Origin of the sequence: Mycolicibacterium brisbanense (genome assembly GCF_001570425.1) — a bacterium.
Taxonomy (GTDB): domain Bacteria; phylum Actinomycetota; class Actinomycetes; order Mycobacteriales; family Mycobacteriaceae; genus Mycobacterium; species Mycobacterium brisbanense.
Map to the genome: position 1 here is coordinate 70,156 of NZ_BCSX01000027.1, position 25,057 is coordinate 95,212.

The window sequence follows — 25,057 nt, forward strand, 5'->3', positions numbered from 1 at the left end:
GCAGCTAGCGGGCACCCCGCCGGGGCTGCCAGACCACCACGGCCTTGGAGGTCATCCCGACATCGTGGCGGGAGCCTGCACTGAGCTGTTCTACCTGCTGGGTCAGCTCGGAAACCCGGGCGCGCAGAGCATCGACCTGATTGGTCAGTTCGATGATGCGCTTGATGCCGGCGAGGTTGACGCCTTCGTCCTGCGACAGGCGCTGCACCTCGCGCAGCAGATCGACGTCACGCTCCGAATACCGCCGTCCCCCACCGGAAGTGCGTTGCGGGGTGACCAGGCCGAGCCGGTCGTACGTACGCAGGGTCTGCGCATGCATACCGGCCAGCTCGGCTGCCACCGAGATCAGAAACGTGCGTGCTTCCTCTTTACGCTTGCTCATAGCAGTCGATTCCTCGCGCGAGCGCTCGTCATACGTTCCCTGCCCATCCGGCCCGCGGATCAAATCCGCTGGCCCGCTCGGCTTTCGCGTATGCCTCCAGCGCCTCGGCCGCCTCACCTTCGAGGTTCGGCGGTACCGCCACCTTCACGGTGACCAGCAGGTCGCCATGACCACCGGAGCGCTTGGGCACTCCGCGCCCACGAACCCGCAGAATCCGGCCGTCGGATGTGCCCTTGGGCACCCGCACGCCGACCTTGCCGTCCAGCGTCGGCACCGAAAGTGTTGTGCCGAGCGCCAATTCGTGGAAACTGACTGGGACCGCGACGGTCAGGTCGTCGCCGTCACGGCCGAACACCTTGTCCGGGCGCACATGCACGGTGACATAGAGGTCACCGGATGGTGCGCCCCGCAACCCGGCTTCACCCTGCCCGGCCAGCCGGATCCGCTGCCCGTCCTCTACGCCGGGAGGGATCCGGACGTTGATGGTGCGGGTGCGGGTGGTGACGCCGGTGCCCTTGCACTCGTCACATGGGTGCTCGATGATCGAGCCGCTGCCCCGGCATTCGGTGCACGGCTCGGAGAATCCGAACGCGCCCTGGTTGCGGTTGACCACACCGGAACCGTTGCAGTTCGGGCACACCTTCGGGCTGGTCCCCGGCCGCGCACCGCTGCCGTGGCAGTTGGTGCACGGCGCCGGGCTGGTCAGCCGCAGTGGCATGGCCACGCCCTTGGTGGCCTCCAGGAAGGACAGTTCGGTCTCGGTCTCCAGGTCGTTACCCCGCCGGGGCCGGCTCGGGCGCGGTTGCGCACCGCGCCCGAACAGCCCGCCGAAGAGGTCACCGATGTTCGCGCCGCCGCTCTGACCGGCCGCGTCGAACAGGTCGCCGAGATTGAATTCGGCTCCGTCAGAACCGAATCCGCCGCTGAAGCCGCCACCGCTGCCGCCGTTGAACCGGCGACCGAAGCCGCCCCCGGCGAACAACCTCCGGGTTTCGTCATACTCCTTGCGCTTCGCGGGGTCCGACAGGACGCTGTTGGCCTCGGATACCGCCTTGAACCGCTCCGCGGCTCCCGCATCGGGATTCCGGTCGGGATGCAGTTCGGAGGCCAGTTTCCGGTAGGCCTTCTTGATCTCGTCGGCGCTGGCGTCAGAGGAGACGCCAAGCTCCTTATAGAAGTCCTTCTCGACCCATTCGCGCTGGGCCATACTGCGCCACCTCCTTACCTCGTCTCTCTAGTTGGTCTTATTTGTCTGATTCTGGGGCCTGCGGACCGGCTGCGTCCGGGTTATCGGCAGCGCCGGCCGCCGACGCGGCGTCGGGCACGGTGTCGACGACACCGACCATGGCGTGCCGCACCACCTGATCACCGACCTTGTAGCCGCGGCGCATCACCGTTCCGACCACCGGATGGGTGCCGTCGCCCTCGTGCTGCACGGCCTCGTGCAGTGACGGGTCGAACTCGTCGCCCTCCTGGCCGAACGCGGAAAGTCCAAGCCCTTCAAGGGCGCCGACGAGCTTGTCGGCGACGGACTTCAGCGGACCGGATTCCAGGTCGCCGTGGCTGCGGGCCCGTTCCAGGTCGTCGAGCACACCCAGCAACTGGGTGACGACGCCGGCCTTGCTCCGCTCGGCGATCAGCTGTTGGTCCCGCAGCGCGCGCTTGCGGTAGTTGTCGTACTCCGCCTTGACCCGCTGCAGCATGCTCTTGAGCTCGGCGACCTCGTCGCTATCGCCTGCCGACTCCGGTGCTGCGGCCGCGGCCGGCGCCGCCCCTGCCGGGGTCGGCGCCGCCTCACGAACCTCACCAGTGTTGGGATCGATGCGCCGTTTGTCGGTGATGGTCACCGGCTCGTGCGAATCGTTCTCGCTCACTTGGTCTCCCTGTCATCGTCGACGACCTCGGCGTCAACCACGTCGTCATCGGAACTGGTCGAGCCCGCGGCGCTACCGCCGGCGGCCTGCTCGGCCTGGGTGGCCTCGTAGATGGCCTGGCCCAGACCCTGGCTCTCCTCGCCCAGCTTCTCCATCGCGGACTTGATCGCGGCGATGTCGGTGCCTTCCAGCGCCTTCTTGGCGTCGGCGATGGCGGCGTCGACCTTGCTCAGCGTCTCTTCGGGAACCTTCGAGCCGCCCTCGGCTTCACGCTGCTCCTTGACGAACTTCTCCGTCTGGTACACCAGCGACTCGGCCTGGTTGCGGACGTCGGCCTCTTCGCGACGCTTGCGGTCTTCCTCGGCGTGCGCCTCGGCGTCCTTGATCATCCGGTCGATCTCTTCCTTGGACAGGCCCGAGCCTTCCTGGATCTTGATCGTGTTTTCCTTGCCGGTGCCCTTGTCCTTGGCGGTCACGTGCACGATGCCGTTGGCGTCGATGTCGAAGGTGACCTCGATCTGTGGCACACCGCGCGGGGCCGGCGGGATACCGGTCAGCTCGAAGGAGCCGAGCAGCTTGTTGTGCGCAGCGATTTCGCGCTCACCCTGGAACACCTGGATCTGCACCGACGGCTGGTTGTCGTCAGCAGTGGTGAAGGTCTCCGACCGCTTGGTGGGGATGGTGGTGTTGCGCTCGATGAGCTTGGTCATCACGCCACCCTTGGTCTCGATACCGAGGGACAGCGGGGTGACGTCAAGCAGCAGAACGTCTTTCACCTCACCCTTGAGCACACCGGCCTGCAGGGCGGCGCCGACGGCGACGACCTCGTCCGGGTTCACGCCCTTGTTGGGCTCCTTGCCGCCGGTCATCTCCTTGACCAGGTCGGTGACCGCGGGCATACGGGTAGAGCCACCCACCAGCACGACGTGGTCGATGTCGCCCACGGCGATGCCGGCATCCTTGATCACCTGCTGGAACGGCTTGCGGGTGCGGTCCAGCAGATCCTGGGTGATGCGCTGGAACTCGGCACGCGTCAGCTGCTCGTCGAGGAACAACGGGTTCTTGTCCGCGTCCACGGTGATGTAGGGCAGGTTGATCGAGGTGCTCTGCGAGCTCGAGAGTTCGATCTTGGCCTTCTCGGCGGCCTCACGCAGCCGCTGCATGGCCATCTTGTCCTTGGTCAGGTCGATGCCCGAGGTGCCCTTGAACTTGTCGACCAGCCAGTCGACGATGCGGTCATCCCAGTCGTCGCCACCGAGGTGGTTGTCACCGGAGGTGGCGCGGACCTCGACGACGCCGTCGCCGATTTCCAGCAGCGAGACGTCGAAGGTGCCGCCACCGAGGTCGAAGACCAGGATGGTCTGTTCCTTCTCGCCCTTGTCCAGGCCGTAGGCCAGGGCGGCCGCGGTCGGCTCGTTGACGATGCGCAGCACGTTGAGGCCGGCGATCTGGCCGGCTTCCTTGGTGGCCTGACGCTGGGCGTCGTTGAAGTACGCGGGCACGGTGATCACCGCGTCGGTGATGTCCTCACCGAGGTAGGCCTCGGCGTCCCGCTTGAGTTTCATCAGCACACGCGCGCTGATCTCCTGCGCGGTGTAGTGCTTGCCGTCGATCTCCACGGACCAGTCGCTGCCCATGTGGCGCTTGACCGAACGGATGGTCCGGTCGACGTTGGTCACTGCCTGGTTCTTGGCGGGCTGACCGACCAACACCTCGCCGTTACGCGCGAACGCGACGACCGACGGGGTGGTGCGGGAGCCTTCGGAGTTGGCGACGACGACGGGGTCGCCACCTTCCAGAACCGCGACGACGGAGTTGGTGGTCCCGAGGTCGATACCGACCGCACGAGCCATAGTGTTGCCTCCTGTTAGACATATAGGGGTCTGAGCGGACTGCGCTCAAGCTTGCTCTGGTCGACCATCGGTTGTCAACCCAAACTTGAGCCTGATTCACTCAACTTGTTGTCGAACGGGTCAACGGGGGTTTTCTCGGATTTGTTCCCCACCGCGAGATTTTTTTCGGAGAATGCCGAACGGCCTGCTCAGAGGTTCACCGTGACGGCGGCACGGCCCCGCGGCTATCCGAGCACTTCCCGCTCGTTGGCACCTGACATGCGGGAGTCGCGGGAGTTGGTCACGCTCTGCGCGAACTGGTCCATCGCCTGCATGTTGGCGATCTCCGAGAGGGTCTCCCTCTCGTGGTGGTGCCGCTTGTTCTTGTTGCGGTAGCGCGAGTACTGGTACATGAAGAACGCCGGTCCGGTGAGCAGGAAGAGGAAAGGGATCCACTCGCTGCCGCCCGACGATGAGGACGACGAGTGATGATGGCTCGACGCGACGATGTCGACAGCCATCGACAACATGGAGATGTCCACCTGTGCCCCCTACCTCCAGAACACCAGCGCCGAGAGGAATGTCCCTGCCAGCCCGAACAATTCGGCCACGCCGGAGGCGACCCACAACCGGGTGGTGTTGATCGGCACCGAGCCCATGGTCTCGCCGGTGCGTCCGTTCACGGCGATGTAGTGCAGCAGCTCTTTCCCGCTGCTCTTGCGCTCGTAGTAGCTGTAGAGCCACACCGGGAGGTAGGCCGACACCCACCGCTCGCCATGGACATCGATGCGCTGCTGGTCCCACCGCACGCCGCGGTCGTAGAAGTCCAGGGTCTCCGCGGCGCGGTACCTGCCGATGTCCTGGGCCTGCAGGCGCGCGGGCTCGAACATGGCGTCGATGTCGAGATCGCGCCGCTGCGAGGTGAATCCCGAGAGGTAGTTGGGGTCGTAGCGCACGGCGTTCTTGGTGTCGAACGGCATGATCGAGTTGATGATGTTGTTGGTGTTGCGATCAGTGTGGAAGTCGCGTTTGTCGGCGGCCGATTCGATCGTGAGGTCGTCGACGTAGAGGTCGAACTTGCGGGCCACGCGATAGGCGTCGAAGTCGTAACGGGTCTCCGACCTGTCGTCGTCGATCCGCACGGTGTAGCTGCGAGTGGTGTGCTCGCCGAAGCCCACGAACTCGACCGAGCTGTTGAAGTCGATGATCAAGTAGGGCAGATAGACGCCCATGACGTTCTCGGGCGCGAACTCCGCTGTGAACCGCCGGTTGGCGAAAAACTTTCGGGCCGAGACGAATTCAGAGATACGAGCGACGGCCTCGGCTTTGGGCAACGAGAACGGCAGCACCACATCGGGTACGGCGCCGTTCTGGATCTGCTCATTGACCGAAAGCTTGTTGCGGCACCAGTGACAGCGCGCCTGCACGGCATGGGCCGTGTCGATCGACACCTCGGCGCCGCACGCACTGCATTTGAAGCTCACGACCTGGTCGACGCCCGGCACGATGTTGCCCGCCGCTGAACCGACCTGGCGGCCACGCAGTTCCCTGATCGGTGAGTTGAGATTGAACAGCTCTGCGGCGTTCTTCTCGCTCCACGCGAATCGGCAGAACCGGCACACCAGTTGGCTGCCCTTGATGTCGAAGCCGATGTCGGTGGCTCCGCAGCGCGGGCACTTGTTGAGTCCGTCGGCCCGGTCCGTCGACGTCTGGATGACCTGCGGCCCGTCGTGCTGGTCGTAAGTGACCACGGGTGCTTCGCCGGGGCCGTAGCCCGCGTTGCGCTCGGCCTCGCGCGCCCGGTTCACGTCGTCCCATGTGGCGTTGGTGAATTCGCCGGGCGGCGTCACCTCGACGGCCCGGTCGCGCGGGATCACCCCGCCCGGCTGCGCGTATCCATATGGCTGCGACGGCGGAGCCTGCTGCGGCCATTGATTCGGCGGGGGCTGGCCGTTGTCCGGCGGATAGCCGCCAGACCGGTCACCCCGGTTGTAAGGGCCGGACATGGCCTACAGCCCGAGCGCTTTGGCCTTGGCGGCGTCGTAGTCGGCCTGCGTGATGAGGCCCTGATCGAGCATGCTCTTGTACTGCGCGAGTTTCGCGACCGGATCGTCGCCGGCGGGTGCCTGCTGCGGTGGGTTCTGCGGAGGGGGCCCCTGCTGTTGGTAGCCCTGCTGTGGGTACTGCTGTTGATAGCCCTGCTGCGGGTACCCCTGCTGGCCCTGTTGCGGATAACCCTGTTGCGGATAACCCTGCTGTTGATATCCCTGCTGCGGCGGGGGCACCTGCTGATACGGCGCAGGCCCGGGAGGCTGTTGCAGGCCGCCCATCGCGCCGCCTGCGGCGTTCATCCCCATGCCCATCATCGCGATTCCCGCAGCGCCGCCACCGTTTTCGCCTGCGGCCTGCATGCCGCGGGCGACCGACTGCTGCAGGAACGAGTTGCCGCGAGAACCGCTCAGGGCATCGGCCTTCTTGACGTCCGACAGCAGCCGGCGGGTGTCCTCGTCGTACTCGATCGAGGCGATCGCAACGTTGACGATCGTGATACCGCGCCCGCTGGTCCACCGGTAGGCACTGTCGACGGCGGCCGAGAGCGACTGAGCGAAACCGATCGAGTCGCCCTGGATGCGCGCCATCCGATTGCCCTTGCTCGGGTCGTTCGTATAGTGCGAGAACGCCGGCGCGAGCGACGACACCACCTCGTTGAAGAGTTGCGTGGCCGCGTCATTGTCGAAGTCGGTGAAATCGAAAACCTGACCACCCGCCTGCAGGTACGTCAGCGGCACGAACTGGGTGGCGAACAGCACCGGGTCGATGATGCGCATGGTGTATGTGCCACGGGTGATGGCACCTACCTGAGCACCGAGATATGCGTCGTCCCAATAGATCTCCGACTGCGTGCCGAAGCGATTGTTGGGCAGCTCGCGCAGGTTCACGTAGAACACGAGCTGCTGGCTGCCCGGCTGACCGCCGAATTTGAAGCGCTCGAACGATTGCGTGACGAGCGGGCTCACGATCCCGTTTCCGGCGAAGATCGACTGCGAGTTGATGTCATCGGAACGCCACTCGTAGCCGCCCGGCTGGGCGATGAAGCCCGTGATCTTGCCGTCCTGGAACGTCAACAGGCCCGTGCCCTCGGGAACGACGATCTTCGACCCGTTGCTGATGATGTTCTGCGACCCACGCGTATTGGAGCCACGGCCGGCGTTCTGTCCGACCGGAACTCCGGGGAAGATCGCCGCGGTCGGAGCGACCTGCGGCGGCACGACGAAGTCTTTCCACTGGTCAGCGAGCGTCCCGCCGAACGCGCCTGCGAAAGCCTGAATGAATCCCACGGTTGGCGCTCCTTAGACCTCGCAGCGATCCGACAGCGGGAGCCGTCAATCGCCTCGACGGAGAGGGCATTTGCCCTTGGTTGGCAGCCACAGCGTACCCGCGCAAACCCTTCGGACAGGGCGGTCTACAGGGCACACCCGTTGCCCTGCGGGGCACATTCTTCGCCGGTGCTCGTGATCGGCGACAGCATTCGGGTACACGCGCGGCGCGCGCAGGTCACGCGCGGCGATCCTCCACGGTGAGCTGGCCGAGCATGTACCGCACGCAGTTGTCCACCTTGGTCCGCCAGGCCTCCACTGCCCGCGCCGGGTCCTGGCTGCGGAGCTCGTCGATGATTCGCTGGTCATCGGCGATGATCTCGGCCGTTGGATACCGGTAGTCCAGGCCCAGGATCGCGATGAACAGCCGCACCTGCGCGGTGAGCTGCACGAACATCCAGCTGATTCGCGGCATCCCGGCGGCCAGCGCCAGCTGGTCCTGCAGATCCATGTCCAGGGCGTACGTCTCGGCATCGAGCCGGTGCTCGGCGCATACCGCGATCCGGGCCAACGTGGTGTCCACGTACGCCGGCGGCGAGATCCGCTGCGCGGCCATGGTCCGCATCAGCGCCGTGCCCAGCAGACCGCGCGCCGTGTACGTCTCGATCACGTCGCGCGGGGTCGGGGCGGGCAACCACAGGTGGCCCGCCCGGCGGTCGAGGATTGCCTGGTCGGCCAGGTAGTTCAGCACCTCGGTGGTACGCGGGCGGGACAGCCCCGAGAGGCCCGAGATCAGTCGCACCGAGATCGCCTCGCCGGGCCTGACCCCGCCCTCGGCGATCGCCGAGCACATGGCGGCCACTGTGTCCGAGATGTCCTGGACCGACGCCGGCGCCGCAGGCACGGGTTCGGGTGGCGGCGTCGCCCGGGGCAGACCGCGGCTCCAGGTGAACGTCCACGGCTCGTCGCCAGTCGCCGTGGCCGCTTCGTCCCGGATCCGCTTCTGCAGAGCCCGCAACTCGCGCAGCTGGGTGGGCGCGATACGCGCGGCGAGGTGGTGCAGCTGGGCCGGCCACTCCGGTCCGGGCCGGGCCAGCACCGTCACCGTCGGATGCCGGGTGAGCCAGCGCCGGGCGGCCGAATCCAGCGGCTGGTCCACCACCAGGGTCACGGGTGCCTCGGGCAGCCACTCCCGTTCCGCCCGCCGGAGCAGGGCGAGCACGTCGCCGTCGGGCGTCGTCGCGGCGTCGGCAGGGGGACGACGCAGCAGCGCCGCACACAACACCGTCTCGACGGCATCGGTCAGGGTCGCGGACGGATCCCCCGCAGTCAGCTCGACCGTCTCGCGTTCGAACCCGAGCGCGCAGCCGCAGGGGCCGACGTCGACGTAGCTCAGGATCAGCGTCTTCTCGCCCGCATCGAGGCCGGTCGTCGGCGGGAAATGCTGGCGGCGGATCCGGCTCACCGTCGCTTGGCTGACTCCGGTCACCGCGGCCACGGCACGGGTGGTCCAACGGTCACGACCCTCCGGCGGGGCGGTGAGCGAGCAGCCCAGCACTGCACGCAGCATGTCGTCGGTCACCGTCGGGCGCCCCTGAGGCGGGGTCACGGCAAGCAGGGCATCGACTCCGCCGTTCCGGTATGTGCGCCACCAGCGACTCACCGACGTGGTGCTCACCGATGCGCGCCGGGCGGCCTCGGCGACGCCCAGCTCCGCGCAGTCGAGCACCACCCGGGCCCGCACGCCCTGACCATGGGAAACCTGGCGCGATCGGGTGATCCGCAGCAGTTCCTCCCGGTCTTCCAGCGGAAGGGTATTCGCGTCGCTCACCATGCTTCGAACCATAACTTTCCTGTGAATCAATCCGGATTGGATCCGTCACACAGACTAGTCCGTGGTGATCTGCATCACGCATCGTACTACCAGTGGATCCGCGAGTACCGCGCCGAAGGGAGTTCGAAAGACATGAGTGACCCGTTGTTCACTCCGTTCAAGCTGAAGAATCTGGTGCTGCGCAACCGCATCGTGAGCACGTCGCACGAGCCGGCCTACAGCGAGGACGGGCTTCCCAAGGACCGCTACCGGATGTACCACCGGGAGAAGGCGCGCGGTGGCGTGGCACTGACGATGATCGGCGGCAGCGCGCTGGTCAGCCCGGATTCGATGCCGCCGTTCGGCAACCTGCAGCTGTGGCGTGACGAAGCCGAGCCGCTGCTGCGCGCGCTCGCCGACGACGTGCACGAGCAGGGCGCCGCGGTGATGACCCAGCTGACGCACATGGGCCACCGCACCGACAACTACACACATGACTGGATTCCGGCGCTGTCGGCGTCAGGCACCCGCGAGCCCGCGCACCGGTCGTTCTCCCGCGTCGCCGATGTCCGCGATCTGGAGCGCATCGCCCGCGACTTCGCCGACACCGCGGCCCGGTGCAAGGCCGCCGGCCTGGACGGTGTGGAGATCTCCGCATACACCGGTCACCTGCTCGACAGCTTCCTGTCTCCCCGGCACAACCACCGCACCGACGAGTACGGCGGCTCGCTGGAGAACCGGATGCGGTTCCCGTTGCAGGTCATCAACGCCGTGCGCGCAGCCGTCGGTGACGAATTCATCGTCGGCGTGCGCATGTCCTTCGACGAGATGCTGCCGGACAACTCCGGCATGGTCCCTGCCGACGCGCTGCAGATCGCGGCCGCGATGCAGGACGCAGGCGTCGACTTCTTCAGCGTCAACCGTGGCAACGCCGACACGGACTGGGAACTGGCCAAGGTCATCCCACCGATGTTCACGCCGGCCAACCCGCACCTGGAATTCGCCGGCTGGATCAAGAAGCAGCTGTCGGTTCCGGTCATGCACTCGTCGCGCATCGCCGACGTGGCCACGGCCCGGTACGCGATCAGCGAGGGACTGCTCGACATGGTCGGCATGGTCCGCGCCCTGATGGCCGACCCGGATCTGCCGAACAAGACGCAGGAGGGCCACGCCGACCGGATCCGGCCCTGCGTCGGCGCGAGCGTGTGCATCGACGGCATCTACACCCACGGCTCGGCGATGTGCATCCACAACCCGGCCACCGGACGGGAGACCCAGCTGCCGCAGCGCGTCACCCCGGCCCCGGCCGAGCAGCGCAAGCGGTGCGTGGTGATCGGCGGCGGACCCGCCGGGCTGGAGGCGGCGCGCGTGCTCGCCGAGCGCGGCCACACCGTGACCCTGTACGAGGCGGGCGACCGCTTCGGCGGGCAGGTCGCGCTGGCCGCGGTCTCCGAGCGCAGGCGCGATCTGATCGGCATCGTCGACTGGCGGTACGACGAGTGCAAGCGGCTCGGCGTCGAGCTCAAGCGCAACCACTACGTCGACCCGTCGGAACTCGAAGCCTTTACCGAGTCCGTGGACGTGGTCATCCTGGCCACCGGCGGCCTCCCGAACCCCGACCTCGGCATTCCGGGCGGTGAGCTGGCCGTCGACACCTGGGACATCATCTCGGGTGCCCGCAAGGTCGGAGGCGACGTGCTGGTGTACGACGACCTCGGCGGCCACCAGGCGATGGATGCGGTCGAGGCACTGATCCGCACGGCAGGCACGGTCGAATACGCGACCCCCGAGCGCAGCGTCGCCGTCGATGTCGGGGCCTCCCCGGCCGGCCAGTACTTCGCCTTGTTCGCCGACCACGATGTGACCACCGGCGTGCTGCACCGGCTGGTGTCGATCGAGAAGCACGACGGCCGTCTGCTGGCCCGGCTGCAGGTCGAGGGCGCCAAGGCCGCCACCGAGCGCGTTGTCGACGCGGTCGTGGTCGAACACGGCACCGAACCGGACAACGACCTGTACGACGCGCTGCTGCCCGGCTCGGTCAACCTCGGCCAGATCGCGATCCGCGAACTGCTGGCCCGCTCGCCGCAGCCTGCAACGGCGAATCCCGACGGTCGCTACGCCCTGTATCGAGTCGGCGACGCCGTCGCGAGCCGCAACATCCACGCCGCGATCCTCGATTCCTACCGCCTCTGCCTGGCCATCTGAACATCCACCAAAACCCCTCCAAACCCTCCACAGCCCACCCACACGAGGAGTACAGCCATGTCTTCGCCACAGAGCACGGCGGGCAAATACGCCACCGGTGAATCCGTAAGCACTCCGAAGTTCAGGCGCCGATTCCTGTTCCGGCTCACCGCGGTTCTGGTCGGCGGGATGTTCCTGGACGGCTACATCCTGGGCATCATCGGTCCCGTCACCGGCCTCATCCAAGACGACTTGCAGGTCAACGACCTGTGGATCGGCCTGATCGCGGCAGGCACGCTGTTCGGCATCTTCGTCGGCGCCCCTGTCGGCGGCTGGCTGACCGACAAATACGGCCGCAAACCCATGTTCCTGATCGACATGGGCCTGTTCGTGCTGGCGTCCTTCCTGCAGTTCTTCGTGGCGCTGGGCCAGTTCTTCATCACCTCGGCCATCCAGCTGCTCATCATCCGTTTCCTGATGGGCATCGCGATCGGCGGCGAGTACTCGATCGGCATGCCATTGATGACCGAGTTCTCGCCGGCCCGGCTGCGTGGCCGCCTGCTCGGCGCCGCCCTGGTGGCCTGGTACGTCGGCTTCATGGTCGCGTTCATCGTGGCGCACGGGCTGATGGACGCCGGCGTGAACTGGCGGATCATCATCGGCTCCAGCACGGTGATCGCCGCGGGATTGTTCCTGGCCCGGCTAGGCCTCCCCGAGTCGCCACGCTGGCTGATCCTCAAGGGCAGACGCGAAGAAGCACTGTCGATCGCGAACAAGTACATGGACGTGCTCGAAGCCGCCGCCGTGACCCGCGAGAGCGAGGGATGCGACCAGAAACCGGGCGTCAACGGCACCTTCCTCATGTTGTTCAACAAACACAACTGGCGCGCGACCCTGTTCACCGCCGGCTTCTGGTTCTGCGCCGTGACCCCGTACTTCGCCATCGCGACCTTCGCCGACAAGGTGCTCAAGCAGTACGGCATGGGTGAAGGCCTGGCCAGCGGTGTCGGCCTGTCGGCGCTGGCATGCCTCGGTGTTCTCGGCACGGCGCTGCTGCTCGACAAGCTCGGCCGACGCGTGCTCTCGGTCCCCACGCAGTGGTTGTGTGTCGTGTTGCTGGGCGTGATCGGGTTGTGGACCGGGGCCCCCTCGGTCGCTGTGCTGACGATGTTCCTGGCGTTCTCGTTCTTCAACGCCGGCTACACCACGCTGACCCAGGTCTACCCCGGCGAGGTGTTCCCGACCGAGGTCCGTGGCATCGGCACCGGCTTCGCCGCCGCGTTCAGCCGGATCGGTGCGGGTATGGGCACATTCCTGCTGCCCTGGTCCATCGCGCACCTGGGCATGTCCGTGACCATGCTGATCGCGGCCGGTGTCGCGCTGGTGGGAGCCGCGCTGTCCCAGTGGCTCGCCCCGGAAACCAAGGGCAGGAGCCTGGCCGAAACCGCGACCACATTGGCGCACTGACCGGCAGTCGGCAGTAGGTTGGCGCGCATGACGTCTCCCTGTGTCGACCTGACCACAGCGCAACGCCTGGTGGCAGCCGCGCACGCCGAAGCACAGCGGCGGGCGGTGACCATATCCGCCGCGGTGGTCGATTCGGGTGGACACCTGGTGGCGTTCGGGCGGATGGACGGGGCCGAGATTGCCGGCCCCGTCCTTGCCGTCGACAAGGCCTATACCGCGGTGGCCAACAGCACTCCCACCGCGGAGTTGGGCGTCTTGGCCGCCCCGGGCGGTGAGCTTTTCGGCTTGCAGGCCAACGGCGGCGGCCGGTTCGTGATCTTCGGTGGTGGCATCCCGCTGCGGGCCGGCGGTGTGATCGTCGGTGGTGTTGGGGTCAGCGGTGCCAGCGCCGCCGACGACGTGGCGTGTGCCGAGGCCGCGGTCGCGGCGTTCGGCTGAGCGCCAGCCTCACCGGACCGAGCAGCCGCAGGTATCCCCGATCCGCAGCGACGTCGTGATCTCCTCGTCGACGCCAGACTCCCCCAGCAGCTGCCCCAAGGCGCGGCACGCCAGGGCGGCGACCGGTTGCTGCACCGCCGTGAGCCTCGGCTGACCATAATCGTCTGTGCCACCGTCGAATCCGACGACGCGGACGCGGTCCGGGATCGGTAGGCCCGCATCGGTGATGGCCCGGATGGTGGCAGCCGACTGCCCGTAGGTGCCGACGACGATTGCGCGGGGTGGGCGCTCCGAGCGCAGGAACGCGCTCACCTCGGCATAGGCTCCCGCGGGTGTGAGATCGGTGCGGATGTGCCGGAGTTTCGCACCGACGACCGAAGCCACGCCCCGATACCGCTGCTCGACGGTTTCCCGGTCGCCATGGCGCACATCGGATTCGGTGAAACCACCCACGAATACCGTGTCGCGGCATGCGTGTTCGTCAAGCAGATGGCGGGCGGCCAGTGCGCCGGCGTGCGCATGGTCCACCCCAACGATGTCGGCGGCGACATCCCCGCGGATGTTGTGCAGCCATACCACGGGGATGCGTTCACGGCGGCACAGCTCGGCTGTTTCAGATGCGTTGGCGGCGCCGATCACCACCAGTCCGTCGATGCCCACCTCGGCGAACGCGGTGGCGAATTCCAGCTCCCGCTCGGGGTCGTAGCCCGTGTTGCCGATCATGGTCAGGTGGTCGCGGGCCCTGGCTTCGACTTCGATCCGTCCGACGAACTCACCGAACAGCGGCAGCCCGAGGTCGGGAACCAGCAGACCGATCTGACGCCACCGTCGCGGCCGTCGCAGCGCCCGGGCGCGCAGATCGGGACGGTAGCCCAGCGCGTCGATGGCATCGACCACCTTCGCCCGCAACGACTCTGACACCGGGCGCGGTCCGTTGTTGAGCACGTAGCTCACCACCGCCGTCGACGTACCGGCGCGGCTCGCCACGTCGGCCAGGGTCGGACGTTTCCCACTCACCCTTGGATTCCCCGTCCTCCGGCGACGCTTCGCCAGACTTTCGATCACGCCGATTATGACGGTTACGCGCGCAGCTTCGCTCATTACGCTAATCGATTAGAACCGTTACGGGGAAGACCCGTGGACGTAACACGACATTGGTGGAGTAGCTGACATGGCATTCGTACGACAGTCCGGCGTCACGCATTTCGACCCGGAACTCGCTCACCACAGCTACGTGCTGTTCACCGGCGCCGACTCCGTCACCCGTCTCATCGCCCTCGATGGCACCGTCGTGCACGAGTGGCCCTACGCGGGCGTGCCGCCACGCATCCTGGATCCGGCCCTCAACGGCGGCCGCATCGGCGACGTCGGGGTGCAGCTCTCCGACAGCGGCGATGCCCGCGGCGGAATCTACGCCAACGGGACTGTCGGACAATTGGATTGGGACGGCAACCGAGTGTGGGAATGGGGCCTGCAGGCACCGGGTGGGGCGGCCCGGCAGAACCACGACTGGGAGCTGCTGCCCAGCGGCAACCGGCTGATCCTGGTCACGGTACCGCGCGTCGTACCGGGCCTGGGTGACCACGTCGTGGGCGATCAGGGCCTCTATGAGGTGGCACCGGACGGCGAGATCGTGTGGACCTGGCTGGCCGGCGACCATCTCGACGAATTCGGCTTCTCCGAAGCCGGCTGGGCCGCGCTGCGCGAGACGGTGGCCCGCGACCCCGAGGACCCATGGGGCTACCTGGAGATGAACAGCGCCAAATCTCTTGGCGCCAACCGCTGGCACGACGCACAGCCCGACACCGTGTTCCAGCCCGACAACATCCTGGTGAGCTTCCGCAAGGCCAACATCATCGCGCTCATCGACAAGTCGTCCGGAGTCGTCGCCTGGCGACTCGGACCGTACTACGCCGCGCAAGCCGGAGCCCAGCACCAGCGGATCAACGCCCATAAGGTCCCGCGCCCGCTGGATCAGACCTCCGGACAACACAATCCGCACATGATCGCCGCGGGTCTGCCCGGCGCGGGCAACATCCTGGTGTTCGACAACCAGGGCGGGGCGGGTTACCCACCCGCACCGCTCGGTATCTACGCCGGCTCGCGGGTTCTCGAAATCGACCCGGCCACCGAGGAAATCGTGTGGCAGTACACCGCAGAAGATTCGGGCCGCCCGTCGTGGACGTTCTTCAGTTCGTTCGTGAGCAACGCCCAGCGCCTGCCCAACGGCAACACCCTGATCACCGAAGGCATGCACGGGCGGCTGTTCCAGGTGACGGCCGACGGTGACGTCGCATGGGAGTACCACAGCCCCTACGAGGGGTATGGCGTCGCCGGGGAACCCGAGGTCAAGCAGCCCCGCGTCCCGGGAGTCGATCGCCTTACCCTGACCGCCCTGGTCTATCGGGCCCAGGCCGTACCGTTCGAGTGGACTCCCCTTGGCGGGCCACGCTCATGACGGTGGGCGTCGCGGTCCGGACACCGGCGACGGGCGCATCCAGGCGCCCCGCGCCGGCCCGACTGCGCTCGGTGTTGTCCAGGTTCTCCACGCTCGGCTGGACCATCGCCGGCCTGGTCCTTGCGTCCACGGTGTGGTCGCTGGTGGTGGCGACGGGCCGGTTCCCCCGTCAACTCTTCCCGAGCGTGCCGCAGATCCTCTCCGCGGGCCACGCACTGTGGGCCGACGGGCTGCTGCTCGACGACATCAGCGCCAGCTTGCGCAGGGCCGCAGTCGGTTTCGCGATCGGTGCGGCCGTCGGCGTGATCGTCGCGGTGCTCACGGCCACCACCGCGGCGGGCCGCAACGTCCTGCAACCCGTGCTACGCGTGTTCGCGCCGATTCCCACGATCGGGCTGGTGCCGTTGGCCATTCTCTGGTTCGGCCTGGGCGAGAACAGCAAGACCCTGGTGATCGCACTGGGAGTGTTCGTCCCGGTGTGGATCAACAGTCACTCCGGGCTCGCGAGCACACCGGCCGATTACCTCAAAGCCGCCCGTTGCCTGGGAGCGGGCCGGTGGCAGACGCTGCGCAAGGTGGTGTTGCCCGAAGCCGCGCCGGACATCGCCGCGGGTCTGCGGGTGGGTGCCGCGATGGCGTTCGTGTTGATCGTGGTGGCCGAGATGACCGGCACCACAGCGGGTATCGGCTACCGGATCTATCAAGCACAGTTGTTCTCCCAGGCCGACCGGCTCATCTTCTGCCTGGTCGTCCTTGGCATCCTTGGTGCGCTGTGCGACTTGGCCGTCAACGCCGTCACCACACCGTTCACGCGGTGGGCGCAGGAGGAACGCTGACATGGCCATCCAGACCCACGACCTCGTCGTGCAGTTCCCGGGGCAGCGCGAGCCGACGCTGAAGAACATTTCAGTGACCGTTCCCGACGGATCGTTCGCGGTACTGGTAGGCGCCTCCGGCAGCGGCAAGTCCACGCTGCTGCACTGCCTGGCCGGCCTCATCGCGCCCACCTCCGGCACCGTGACCGACAACGGCGAACCCGTCACCGAACCACATCCGCGCCGCGGCGTGGCGTTCCAGCGCGATGTGCTGTTCCCATGGATGACGGTCGCCGACAACATCGACTTCGCCTTGACCGCACGGTATCTCGCCAAAACCGAACGCCAGGAACAGATCCGTATCCTGCTCGACCTCGTCGGCCTGCGCGCAGACGTGGCGCGGCAACGCCCCACCGAACTGTCCGGCGGTATGCGGCAGCGGGTGAGCATCGCCCGGGTTCTCGCAGGCGAACCGTCGGTGATGCTGATGGACGAGCCGTTCGCGGCACTCGACGCGCTCACCCGGCTGCGGATGCAGGATCTGCTGATCGACCTGTGGACCCGACTGAACCGCACGATCGTCTTCGTCACCCACGACATCGACGAAGCCATCCGCCTCGGTGACACCGTCAGTGTGCTGCGAGACGGCAGGATCGCCGACCACATCGTCAACCCCCTGAGCCGGCCCAGGCCCGCCGACGCGCTGGCGGATCAGCCCGGATACAGCGAGATCCGCAAGACCCTGCACCGTCAACTCGAGGAAGCCCGAACGTGAAACCCACTCTCCGGCGGATGCTCACCGCCGCACTGACCGCCACTGCGCTCGCCGTGTCCGTCGCCGCCTGCACGAGTTCAGGCACCGCGAACGCAGACGAATTGACCGTCGGCTTCGTCGTCGACCCATCGTGGGCGCAGGTCCCGGTGGCGGCTTCGACCGGGCTGTTCGACAAGCACGGCGTCAAGGTCAAGGTGGTGAACTTCTCTTCCGGGGTCGAGGCGCTGCAGGCCGCCGCGGCGGATCAGGTCGACATCACCACTGCCGCAGACGTTCCCACGTCGGCCGCGCTCACCCGCACACCGAGCCTGCGGATCGTCGGAGACGGATCGCGGTGGGAAGGTTCACGCATCGTGGCGCGGCGCAGCGCGGGCATCACCACGCTCGCCGACCTTGCGGGCAAGTCGATCGGCACACCGCTGGGCACCAGCGCCGCCTACTACATCTCGAATGCTTTGGCGCACAACAACCTCAACGCTCAGCTGGTCCAGGTGGCGCCGTCGGCCGTCGTCACCGCGGCCACCCAACGCAACGTCGACGCGGTGTCGATCTTCCAGCCGTACCAGGCGCAAACCATCCAGGCGCTCAACACCGATGCCGTCGAGCTCGATGGCGGCACCTATCACCAGCACAGCCTGTTTCTCGCCACCCAGCAGGCGATCGCCGACAAAGGCCCGGCGCTCACCAGCTTCTTCGCCGCACTGGCCGACGCCGGATCCGCACTGGCCCACCAGGACAACGCGGCGATCGATGCTGTGGCCAAAGCCACGCAACTCGACGTGGGCCTACTACGGCCGGTGCTCAAAGAATTCGACTTCACGCTGCAGCTCAATCCGGATCTCGCCACCAAGCTGACCGAACTGGGCGAATGGGCCAAGACCCAGAAGTCGATCGACGCCACGGCCGCGTTGCCCGATTACGCACAGTTCCTGGACAGCCGCTTCTTACCGAAACCCGCTGCCTAGCAGGCGATCAACGACCGTCGAGCAGATCCCGGGACCGTAACGCCAACCACAGCTGCGCGATATCGGCGGTGTCGGAGAGTCGTGCGCCGGTGAGTTCTTCGACCTTGTGCACGCGGTAGAGCACGGTCTGGCGGTGCACGTTCATGGCGGCGGCGGTGCGCTGCCATGAACGCTGGTTGGTGAGGAAGGCCTCCAACGTCTCGACCAAGCCAGTGCGGTGCTGCGCATCGTGCTCGATGAGCGGGCCCAGCCACCGCTCGACCATGGCCTGGGCGTCCTCGACACCGCCCATCCCGACCCACGACGTCGCCGTGCCGTACCGCACGATGGCATCGCCGGTCCGCTGCGCAGTGCCCAGGGCCCAGGTCGCTTCACGGGCGGCTTCGGCCGAGCGACCCACGGTCTTCATCACCCTGCTGGCTCCGACCCTGGCGGTCGGGCCGAGCGATGCGGCGATGGCGTCGACCGCGGCGTCGGTACCCGGAACCACCGCATGTGCGACGCCGGAGCGGAACGCTGTCACATGCGGAATTCGCCGCCGCCACAACGCCACATGCAGATCCCGCAGCCTGCGCTCGTCGGCACACGTCACCGAGACGAACATCGACGTCGCCGCATCCAGCCCCGCTGACTGCAGTTGCCTGCGCCCGACGCGCTGATCGATACGGCCGTCGATGAGCTGAGCGGTGAGCTCGGCACCCGAGCGGCGGGTGTGCTCCAGCGCCAGGTGGGTCTGGGACAGCTCCAGTGCGACGACTGTCGCGGCGTGCTGGATCAGCACGCCGTCGAGGGCCACTCCGCCTTCCCGGATGACGGCCAGCACCGCGTGTTCGTGCGTCGGGACCTCGCCGACCAGGACCTCGACCCCGCTGGGGGTCAGGATGGACCGCGCCCCCGCGGCGAGCGTGCCCTGCGATGCCGCGCGGACGGTCTCCTTGACCTCGTCGCCGGGGTGCGGGCCGTCGGGGTGATAGGCGTCCCCGGTGACGCGGTCGCACACGAACACCGAGCAGCGCAGCTCCTTGGTGAGAGCGTCGGCGATACGGGAGCGCGCCACATCGCCGGCGGTGGTCCTGCGCAGGGCATCGTAGATCCGGGCGGTACGCATGAGCCGCTGCGACTGTTCGAGCAGCGTGGCCTCGGCGATGGCCCGCGAGATCGCCACGAACGGCATGGGATAGCGGATCCACAGCACCGGCAGGCCGAGCCGTTCGCTGGCCCGGGTGAAGCGCTGGGTCAGCCGCGGGCAGTACATCTCCTCGCCGATGGCCAGCCCGCTGGCGCCGACCCGCTGCAGTTCGTCGAGGAGATGCTCCTGCTCGGCCGCCCCCGCGGGGAACGACATGCCGTTGGTCATCAGGAGCTCCCCGGCGCTGACCCACTGCCACGGCTCGGGCAGGTCCGACGTGTGCGTCCAGGACACCTGACGATCCAGCCCGGCCTTGCCGGAATGTAGTCGCAGCTGCAGGTGCGGCATGTCCAACAGCTCGCGCACCGTGATGCTCACCAGCCAACCGTATCGCTGGATCGCGTCAGGGAACGGGTTTGTCGAGGACCGCCGCATGACTCTCCTGCCGGCTCACCCGCGGCCCTAGCACCGCGTACAGAGCCGCGGCCACCAGTCCGCCTGCGAGCCAGGAGAGATCGAGGCCGCCGAGAGCGCGCGATCCGAAGCCTTGCATGGCTCCCGTCGCCCCGTACATGAACATCCAGGTGGCGACGATGCCTGCCGCGAAGCAGAACATGGTCGCCCAGTTCACATCCGGCAGTCGTCGCGAGCCGACCGGGTCGAACAGCCGCTGGGCGTCGACGCGGCCCTTCTCGACGACGTAGTAGTGCACCAGCATGATGCCCGCCCAGCTCGCGACCCATGCCACGATCGCCGCCAGCCAGGTGTCGAGCACGGTGGCCAGGCTGGACTGGAAGATGAAGAAGACGATGGCCGCCAGCGCAAGGACACCGACGAGCACGTTCAGCTTGCGCCGGTGCACTTTGATGTCAAGCGCCTGGGCGGCCACCGAGAACGTGTAGATGTTGAGAATGTTGGTCGCGATAGGACCGTGGATCACCAGCAGCAGCACCGGCAGGGCCAGTGCCCCGAAATTGTCCACGATCAACCGACCGGGGTCGACCGACCCGTTCGTGGTCGCCAGGCTGGCGCCGAGTGCACCCAGCCAGACGACCGGGATGAATTGGCCCAGAGCGCTGGCCAGATACAGCCTGCGCTGCGGCACCGTGGTGCTGACGAATCGGGAGTAGTCACAGGCATAGGTGAACCAGGTTATGCCCCAACCTATTCCGATCACCGTCATCACGGTCGACATGGCCACGATGCGCGCGCTGCCATGCAGTTCCTGACCGGCGGGCCCGGCGTAGGACCAGTCGATGTGCAGGTGGAACCAGGCGACGACGGTCATCAACACCAGCACCGCCAGCGTGGGTGGGACCGTCCAGCGTTCGAAGGCGGCGATGGTCCGATACCCGAACCAGGCGATGGTCACCTGGATTCCCATGATCATCGCGGCGACGAGGATCTTGGCCGCGATGTTCGGTGCGTCCGGATCGACCAGCCCAAGCTTGCCCAGCAGCGCCATGACTAGATCGAGGATGATCCAGGTGTTCACCGCGCACCACCCGACGGCCAGGGCCGCCTGGATCGCAGCGGGCACGTAGGCTCCGCGGCGTCCGAAGGCGGCTCGCGACAGCACCATGGCCGTGACGCCGGTCTGCTGGCCCATCACCACGAAGATGCCGAACAACCCCATGCCGACGACGTTTCCGGCGATCAGGACGATCAGCGTGTCCCGCAGACCGAGGCCCAACTCGATACCGAGCGCACCGAGCACCCAGTTGATCGGTGCGATGTTGGCGCCGGCCCAGATCCAGAACTGTCCCGATACTCGCTTGGTGCGAACAGCTTCCGGAATGGGCTGCAGAACCTCTTCGAACTGGTGGATGTCGGTCTCGGCGCTGTCCACGGTCGGGGCCTACTCGGCGTGGCTGCCGACGATGGGGATGGAAGTCTTCTGCCGGCGCGCTAGCGAGGTCATCGTGAAATAGTACAGCGGCGAGACCACGACCAGGCCGACGATGAACGAGATATCGGTATTTCCAAGCAGTTTGGCCATGGGACCGGTGTAGGCAGTGCCGATGATCATGAACGGCAGCTGCACGGCGACACCGATCAGATAGCAGATCACCGCGGGCCAGTTGACCCGGCCGTAGCGGCCACCGTCGGCCTTGAAGAAGTCCTCCACGACGTAGTCACCGTGGCGCACCAGGTAAAAGTCGACGAGATTGACCGCGGTCCACGGGACCAGCGCACCCAGCAGCAGGATCAGCAGATTGTTGTATTTGGCGACGAAGTCGTCACCGGCCGACAGGGCCACAACCACCGCGAAGGCGCAGATGCACGCGGCGATGATGGCGCGTTCGCGGGCCCGTGCGGTGAATTTCGGGAAGAAGGTCTGCAAGATGGTGATGGTGCACAGGGTTCCGCAGTAGAGGTTCATCGCGTTCGTCGCCGCGACGCCGACGCTGAACACCGCGACCACCAGCACGCTGATTCCGGCGGTGGCCTTGGTCAGCGCAATGGCCGGATCGTCGTCGAGGGCCAACAGACCGACCCCGGCACCCAGCACCATCGGCAGGATCGATCCGATCGTGGTGCCCCAGTAGCTCATCCAGAAGGCCGGCTTGGCGCCGGTGGCCTTCGGAAGGTACCGGGAGTAGTCGGAAACGTAAGGGGCATAGGCGATCTGCCACACCGCGGCAGCCGCGAAGGTACCCAGGAAGCCAGCCACGGTGGCGCCGGTGCTGTGGAAGAAATCCGCGGGCATCGGGTGCACACCGAACGCCCACACGAAGGCCAGCACCAACGTGATACCCGACGCCCAGGTCATGATCCGTGCGTAGGCATGGATCAGCGTGTACCCCCAGATCGTCGCCGCGATGCTGACGCACGCGAGGATGAGGATGCCACCCTTGACGCCGAGGAACGGAAGCACTGAGGCCAGCGACTCACCGCCGAACACCAGGATCGAGATGAAGAAGCCGGTGTACATACAGACCACGACAGCGACGATGAGTACCGCACCCAGCGAACCGAATTGGCCTTTGGTCTGCACCATCTGCGGCACACCGAGCGTCGGGCCCTGGGCCGAGTGCAGCGCCATGAAGATCGCACCGAACAGGTTTCCGAGGACGATCGCCAACACGGCCGACCATGCCGGCTGGCCGAACACCGTGGTCGCCAGCGCACCCGTGACGATGGCCAGGATCATGATGTTGGTGCCGAACCAGATGGTGAACATGTCCCGGTTGCGGCCGTGGCGCTGATCCAGCGGCACCTGCTGAATGGTGTTCTCCTCGATCGAGGAGATGGATTCCGCTGATTTACTGCGGGTTTCGCTCATGATGGGTTCTTTCGGGTGGTGGCGGATCAGCGGATGACGAAGCCGCGGTCGACGACGTGCTCCAGCATGTCGACGTAGCTGTCCATATCGTCGCGCGCGGGGCGCGGTGCCGCGTCATAGGGCATGGCGGCTTTCACTGCGGGGCTGAGGAAGTAGGCCCCCGCGGCCAGGACGGTGAGCGCCTCGAATCGCTCGGGCTGCTCGGTGGCGAGGCTGTCCAACGCGGCTTCGGGATCCTTGCCCGCACTGGAATCCAGCGCTGCGGTGAGCGCGGCGACGAGATCCGGCCGGTAGCCAAGCACCTGGTCGAGCAGGGCGCCGGACACCTCTGCGCTGGTGGCCGACGGCATGGTGTCGCTTGCCGGGATGAGGGTTTCGGCCAGGATGGCGAACACCTGACGCTGTTCGGGAGTGAGCATGGCGGTCCTCAGAAGGGAGTGGGGATGCTGGAACGGGTTTCGGCCAGATGCCGCGCGGCCCGTAGGGCGACGGCCATGATGGTGGCGGTGGGGTTCATGCCGGTCGAGGTGACCATGGTGCTGCCGTCCACGATGAACAGGTTCGGGACATCGTGGGTGCGGCACCATTCGTCGACGACGGAGTTGGCCGGGTCGGTTCCCATCTTCGTGGTGCCCAGCAGATGCCAGGCGCTGTGGCGCACCACCGGAATCGGGTGTATCTCAACGGCTCCCGCGGCTTCGTGGGCTTCCACGGCACGCGCGACGTTGAATTCCAGCATCCGCTGACAGTTCTCACCGATGGTGTAGTGGATCTTCGCCGCGGGGATGCCGTCGGAGTCGGTGACGTCGGGATCCAGTGTCACGGTGTTGGATTCGTCGGGCAGGTCCTCGGTGGTGATGCCCCACTCGGTGTAGCGGCCGAAGGTCCGCTTGAGACGTGGATGGAAGTTCGCCCCGAAGCCCTCACGCCAGTCGTCGCCGGGTTCCCACAGCGTCTGCGCCAGTGGGCCACCCGTCGGCATGAGGTTCCACTTCGCACCGCGGACGAAGCCGCGATCGGTATCGGTCTCATAGAACTGCAGCGACTGCAGAGCCTGCCCGGCCGGGCCGAGCCACGTCTCCATGTCCTCGTCGTAGGCGCCGTAGACCGAGGCGTACGGGTGGGTCATCAGGCGCTTGCCGACCAGGCCCGAGGAGTTGGCCAGGCCGTCGGGCGCCGAGTTCAGCAGCAGCCGCGGCGTGCCGATTCCGTTGGCCGCCAACACCGTCACCCGCGCGGCCTGATGGTGCAGACTGCCGTCGCGGTCGATGTATTCGGCACCGGTCGCGAGCCCGCGCTCGTTGGTGGTGATCCGGCTGACGCGCGCTCCGGTGACCAGCTGCACGCCGAGCTTGATCGCGTCGCGCCAGTGGGTGATGTCGGTGCTGGCCTTGGCTCCGACGGGGCAGCCGGATTCGCAGGCGCCGTAGCGCATACAGGCTTCTTGGTTCTTGTACTTGCGCGACGCGATGGCGTTGGGCGCGGGCCACCAGTGCCAGCCCAGCCTGTCCATGCCCTTGGCCGCGATCAGGCCGTACTTGCCGATCGGCAGCGGCGGCAGTGGAAAGGTGTGCGCGTCGGGGTAGGCCGGATCGCCCTCGAGGCCCGACGCCCCGATGTGGTGAGTCACCTCGTCGAGGAACGGCCGCAGATCCTCGTAGGTGAACGGCCAGTCCTCGGCCACCCCGTCAAGGGTCTTGACCCGAAAGTCCGACGGCATGGGCCGCACCCAATGGCCGGAGAACATGATGGTGCTGCCGCCGACGCCGCTGAACATCAACGGCTCGACGGGGCTGTCTGTGCTGTCGATGGGATAGTCGGCCGGGTTCTGCCGCACGTTGGGGCTGGCATTCCACTGCTTGAGCCGGGTCAGTTCCCACTCCGGCTTGCCCGCGGTGAAGTCGTCGGGCAGGTTCCAATCGCCCTGCTCCAGGCACACGACATTGAGGCCGTGGCGGGCCAGTTCCAGGGCCGCCACCCCGCCGGACGCACCTGCGCCGATGATGAGGACATCAGGTTGCTCGTCGATTTCTCGGGTATTCACCACTCGCACTCCAGGTCAGACGGCTGCTGTGCGAATAATGATGCGTGCGTCACACTGACGGCGCGAGAAGTGATCCGCACAAAACGCTAAACCTGCCTTGTGCATGCGCACAAAGCCTGGCAACGTCCTGCCAACTCCCTGCCGAGCAGACCTCAAAGTCCGCGACACGCCGTGCGGGTTCACGTGGTCGTCGCAATGCTCTCGATGTGAGAGGTTGCGGTGGTCGTGTCGTTTTCCGAGGATTGTGTTCGGTTTGGTGATCGGCTAGCAAAGCTGGT

General features: G+C 66.8%; 21 protein-coding genes. 7 read left to right on the forward strand and 14 right to left on the reverse strand.

All coding sequences use genetic code 11. The features are described 5' to 3' along the window. Positions 1–4 precede the first annotated feature (4 nt). The 8 genes from RMCB_RS16420 to RMCB_RS16455 all read right to left on the reverse strand — a co-directional run bounded on the left by RMCB_RS16420 (position 5) and on the right by RMCB_RS16455 (position 9,239). Entirely contained in the window at positions 5–382 is a 378-nt protein-coding gene (locus tag RMCB_RS16420) for a heat shock protein transcriptional repressor HspR (protein ID WP_029373903.1), read from the reverse strand. 28 nt (positions 383–410) lie between these two features. Next, positions 411–1,589, reverse strand: a complete 1,179-nt coding sequence (gene dnaJ, locus RMCB_RS16425) for a molecular chaperone DnaJ (protein ID WP_029373904.1) — start codon at positions 1,587–1,589, stop codon at positions 411–413. Positions 1,590–1,626: 37 nt separating this feature from the next. Continuing rightward, the gene (gene grpE, locus RMCB_RS16430) at positions 1,627–2,256 is read right to left on the reverse strand and encodes a nucleotide exchange factor GrpE (protein ID WP_029373905.1); all 630 of its coding nucleotides are present in this window, start codon (positions 2,254–2,256) and stop codon (positions 1,627–1,629) included. Beyond that, positions 2,253–4,109: a molecular chaperone DnaK gene (gene dnaK / locus RMCB_RS16435; protein ID WP_029373906.1), complete on the reverse strand. Its 1,857-nt coding sequence runs from the start codon at positions 4,107–4,109 to the stop codon at positions 2,253–2,255. The genes grpE and dnaK overlap by 4 nt, the downstream gene beginning before the upstream one ends. A 224-nt stretch (positions 4,110–4,333) precedes the next feature. Further along, entirely contained in the window at positions 4,334–4,630 is a 297-nt protein-coding gene (locus tag RMCB_RS16440; protein ID WP_062829619.1) for a hypothetical protein, read from the reverse strand. A 9-nt stretch (positions 4,631–4,639) separates the two neighbouring features. Further along, the gene (locus tag RMCB_RS16445; RefSeq protein ID WP_234792132.1) at positions 4,640–6,094 is read right to left on the reverse strand and encodes a TFIIB-type zinc ribbon-containing protein; all 1,455 of its coding nucleotides are present in this window, start codon (positions 6,092–6,094) and stop codon (positions 4,640–4,642) included. Between the two features lie 3 nt (positions 6,095–6,097). Then, complete coding sequence (locus tag RMCB_RS16450) at positions 6,098–7,426, reverse strand: SPFH domain-containing protein (RefSeq protein WP_062829620.1); 1,329 nt, start codon at positions 7,424–7,426, stop codon at positions 6,098–6,100. A 217-nt stretch (positions 7,427–7,643) separates the two neighbouring features. Further along, positions 7,644–9,239, reverse strand: coding sequence for an FCD domain-containing protein (locus tag RMCB_RS16455; protein WP_062829621.1), 1,596 nt, complete (start codon positions 9,237–9,239; stop codon positions 7,644–7,646). 132 nt (positions 9,240–9,371) lie between these two features. Here RMCB_RS16455 and RMCB_RS16460 point away from each other — a divergent pair, with 132 nt between their 5' ends. The 3 genes from RMCB_RS16460 to RMCB_RS16470 are packed head-to-tail and all read left to right on the forward strand — an operon-like array spanning position 9,372 to position 13,307. Beyond that, positions 9,372–11,423, forward strand: a complete 2,052-nt coding sequence (locus tag RMCB_RS16460) for an NADH:flavin oxidoreductase (protein ID WP_029373911.1) — start codon at positions 9,372–9,374, stop codon at positions 11,421–11,423. Positions 11,424–11,480: 57 nt separating this feature from the next. Further along, a complete protein-coding gene (locus tag RMCB_RS16465; RefSeq protein ID WP_062829622.1) occupies positions 11,481–12,869 on the forward strand; it encodes an MFS transporter in 1,389 nt (462 codons plus the stop codon). Positions 12,870–12,896: 27 nt separating this feature from the next. Beyond that, a complete protein-coding gene (locus tag RMCB_RS16470; RefSeq protein ID WP_062829623.1) occupies positions 12,897–13,307 on the forward strand; it encodes a GlcG/HbpS family heme-binding protein in 411 nt (136 codons plus the stop codon). A gap of 9 nt (positions 13,308–13,316) precedes the next feature. Here the strand turns inward: RMCB_RS16470 and RMCB_RS16475 are convergent, their stop codons facing one another. Then, on the reverse strand, positions 13,317–14,324 hold the full coding sequence (locus RMCB_RS16475) for a LacI family DNA-binding transcriptional regulator (protein ID WP_234792134.1): 1,008 nt from the start codon (positions 14,322–14,324) through the stop codon (positions 13,317–13,319). 154 nt (positions 14,325–14,478) lie between these two features. Between RMCB_RS16475 and RMCB_RS16480 the strand changes: the two genes are divergently transcribed. The 4 genes from RMCB_RS16480 to RMCB_RS16495 are packed head-to-tail and all read left to right on the forward strand — an operon-like array spanning position 14,479 to position 18,320. Further along, positions 14,479–15,765, forward strand: a complete 1,287-nt coding sequence (locus RMCB_RS16480; protein WP_062829625.1) for an aryl-sulfate sulfotransferase — start codon at positions 14,479–14,481, stop codon at positions 15,763–15,765. Continuing rightward, the gene (locus RMCB_RS16485) at positions 15,735–16,601 is read left to right on the forward strand and encodes an ABC transporter permease (protein WP_234792136.1); all 867 of its coding nucleotides are present in this window, start codon (positions 15,735–15,737) and stop codon (positions 16,599–16,601) included. The genes RMCB_RS16480 and RMCB_RS16485 overlap by 31 nt, the downstream gene beginning before the upstream one ends. A gap of 1 nt (position 16,602) precedes the next feature. Next, positions 16,603–17,355: an ABC transporter ATP-binding protein gene (locus RMCB_RS16490; protein ID WP_062829626.1), complete on the forward strand. Its 753-nt coding sequence runs from the start codon at positions 16,603–16,605 to the stop codon at positions 17,353–17,355. After that, complete coding sequence (locus RMCB_RS16495) at positions 17,352–18,320, forward strand: ABC transporter substrate-binding protein (RefSeq protein ID WP_062829627.1); 969 nt, start codon at positions 17,352–17,354, stop codon at positions 18,318–18,320. Before RMCB_RS16490 ends, RMCB_RS16495 begins: the two co-directional genes overlap by 4 nt. Positions 18,321–18,327: 7 nt before the next feature. Here RMCB_RS16495 and RMCB_RS16500 read toward each other — a convergent pair whose 3' ends face one another. Genes RMCB_RS16500 through RMCB_RS16520 form a run of 5 tightly spaced genes read right to left on the reverse strand, consistent with a single transcriptional unit; the run spans position 18,328 to position 24,788 of the window. Next, positions 18,328–19,827: a PucR family transcriptional regulator gene (locus tag RMCB_RS16500; protein WP_029373918.1), complete on the reverse strand. Its 1,500-nt coding sequence runs from the start codon at positions 19,825–19,827 to the stop codon at positions 18,328–18,330. Positions 19,828–19,852: 25 nt separating this feature from the next. After that, positions 19,853–21,298, reverse strand: coding sequence for a purine-cytosine permease family protein (locus tag RMCB_RS16505; RefSeq protein ID WP_062829628.1), 1,446 nt, complete (start codon positions 21,296–21,298; stop codon positions 19,853–19,855). Positions 21,299–21,307: 9 nt separating this feature from the next. Further along, positions 21,308–22,735 carry a purine-cytosine permease family protein gene (locus RMCB_RS16510; RefSeq protein ID WP_062829629.1) on the reverse strand — a complete coding sequence of 476 codons (1,428 nt, stop codon included), beginning with the start codon at positions 22,733–22,735 and terminating at the stop codon, positions 21,308–21,310. Positions 22,736–22,761: 26 nt separating this feature from the next. After that, the gene (locus RMCB_RS16515) at positions 22,762–23,154 is read right to left on the reverse strand and encodes a hypothetical protein (protein WP_029373919.1); all 393 of its coding nucleotides are present in this window, start codon (positions 23,152–23,154) and stop codon (positions 22,762–22,764) included. Positions 23,155–23,162: 8 nt separating this feature from the next. Then, positions 23,163–24,788, reverse strand: coding sequence for a GMC family oxidoreductase (locus RMCB_RS16520; protein WP_062829630.1), 1,626 nt, complete (start codon positions 24,786–24,788; stop codon positions 23,163–23,165). Positions 24,789–25,057 lie beyond the last annotated feature (269 nt).

Excerpts from the sequence above, each read along its gene's own strand:
- RMCB_RS16420 (WP_029373903.1), bottom strand. The coding sequence starts at position 382 with ATGAGCAAGCGTAAAGAGGAAGCACGCACGTTTCTGATCTCGGTGGCA.
- dnaJ (WP_029373904.1), bottom strand. The coding sequence starts at position 1,589 with ATGGCCCAGCGCGAATGGGTCGAGAAGGACTTCTATAAGGAGCTTGGC.
- dnaK (WP_029373906.1), bottom strand. The coding sequence starts at position 4,109 with ATGGCTCGTGCGGTCGGTATCGACCTCGGGACCACCAACTCCGTCGTC.
- RMCB_RS16445 (WP_234792132.1), bottom strand. The coding sequence starts at position 6,094 with ATGTCCGGCCCTTACAACCGGGGTGACCGGTCTGGCGGCTATCCGCCG.
- RMCB_RS16455 (WP_062829621.1), bottom strand. The coding sequence starts at position 9,239 with ATGGTGAGCGACGCGAATACCCTTCCGCTGGAAGACCGGGAGGAACTG.
- RMCB_RS16460 (WP_029373911.1), top strand. The coding sequence starts at position 9,372 with ATGAGTGACCCGTTGTTCACTCCGTTCAAGCTGAAGAATCTGGTGCTG.
- RMCB_RS16465 (WP_062829622.1), top strand. The coding sequence starts at position 11,481 with ATGTCTTCGCCACAGAGCACGGCGGGCAAATACGCCACCGGTGAATCC.
- RMCB_RS16470 (WP_062829623.1), top strand. The coding sequence starts at position 12,897 with ATGACGTCTCCCTGTGTCGACCTGACCACAGCGCAACGCCTGGTGGCA.
- RMCB_RS16480 (WP_062829625.1), top strand. The coding sequence starts at position 14,479 with ATGGCATTCGTACGACAGTCCGGCGTCACGCATTTCGACCCGGAACTC.
- RMCB_RS16490 (WP_062829626.1), top strand. The coding sequence starts at position 16,603 with ATGGCCATCCAGACCCACGACCTCGTCGTGCAGTTCCCGGGGCAGCGC.
- RMCB_RS16510 (WP_062829629.1), bottom strand. The coding sequence starts at position 22,735 with ATGAGCGAAACCCGCAGTAAATCAGCGGAATCCATCTCCTCGATCGAG.
- RMCB_RS16515 (WP_029373919.1), bottom strand. The coding sequence starts at position 23,154 with ATGCTCACTCCCGAACAGCGTCAGGTGTTCGCCATCCTGGCCGAAACC.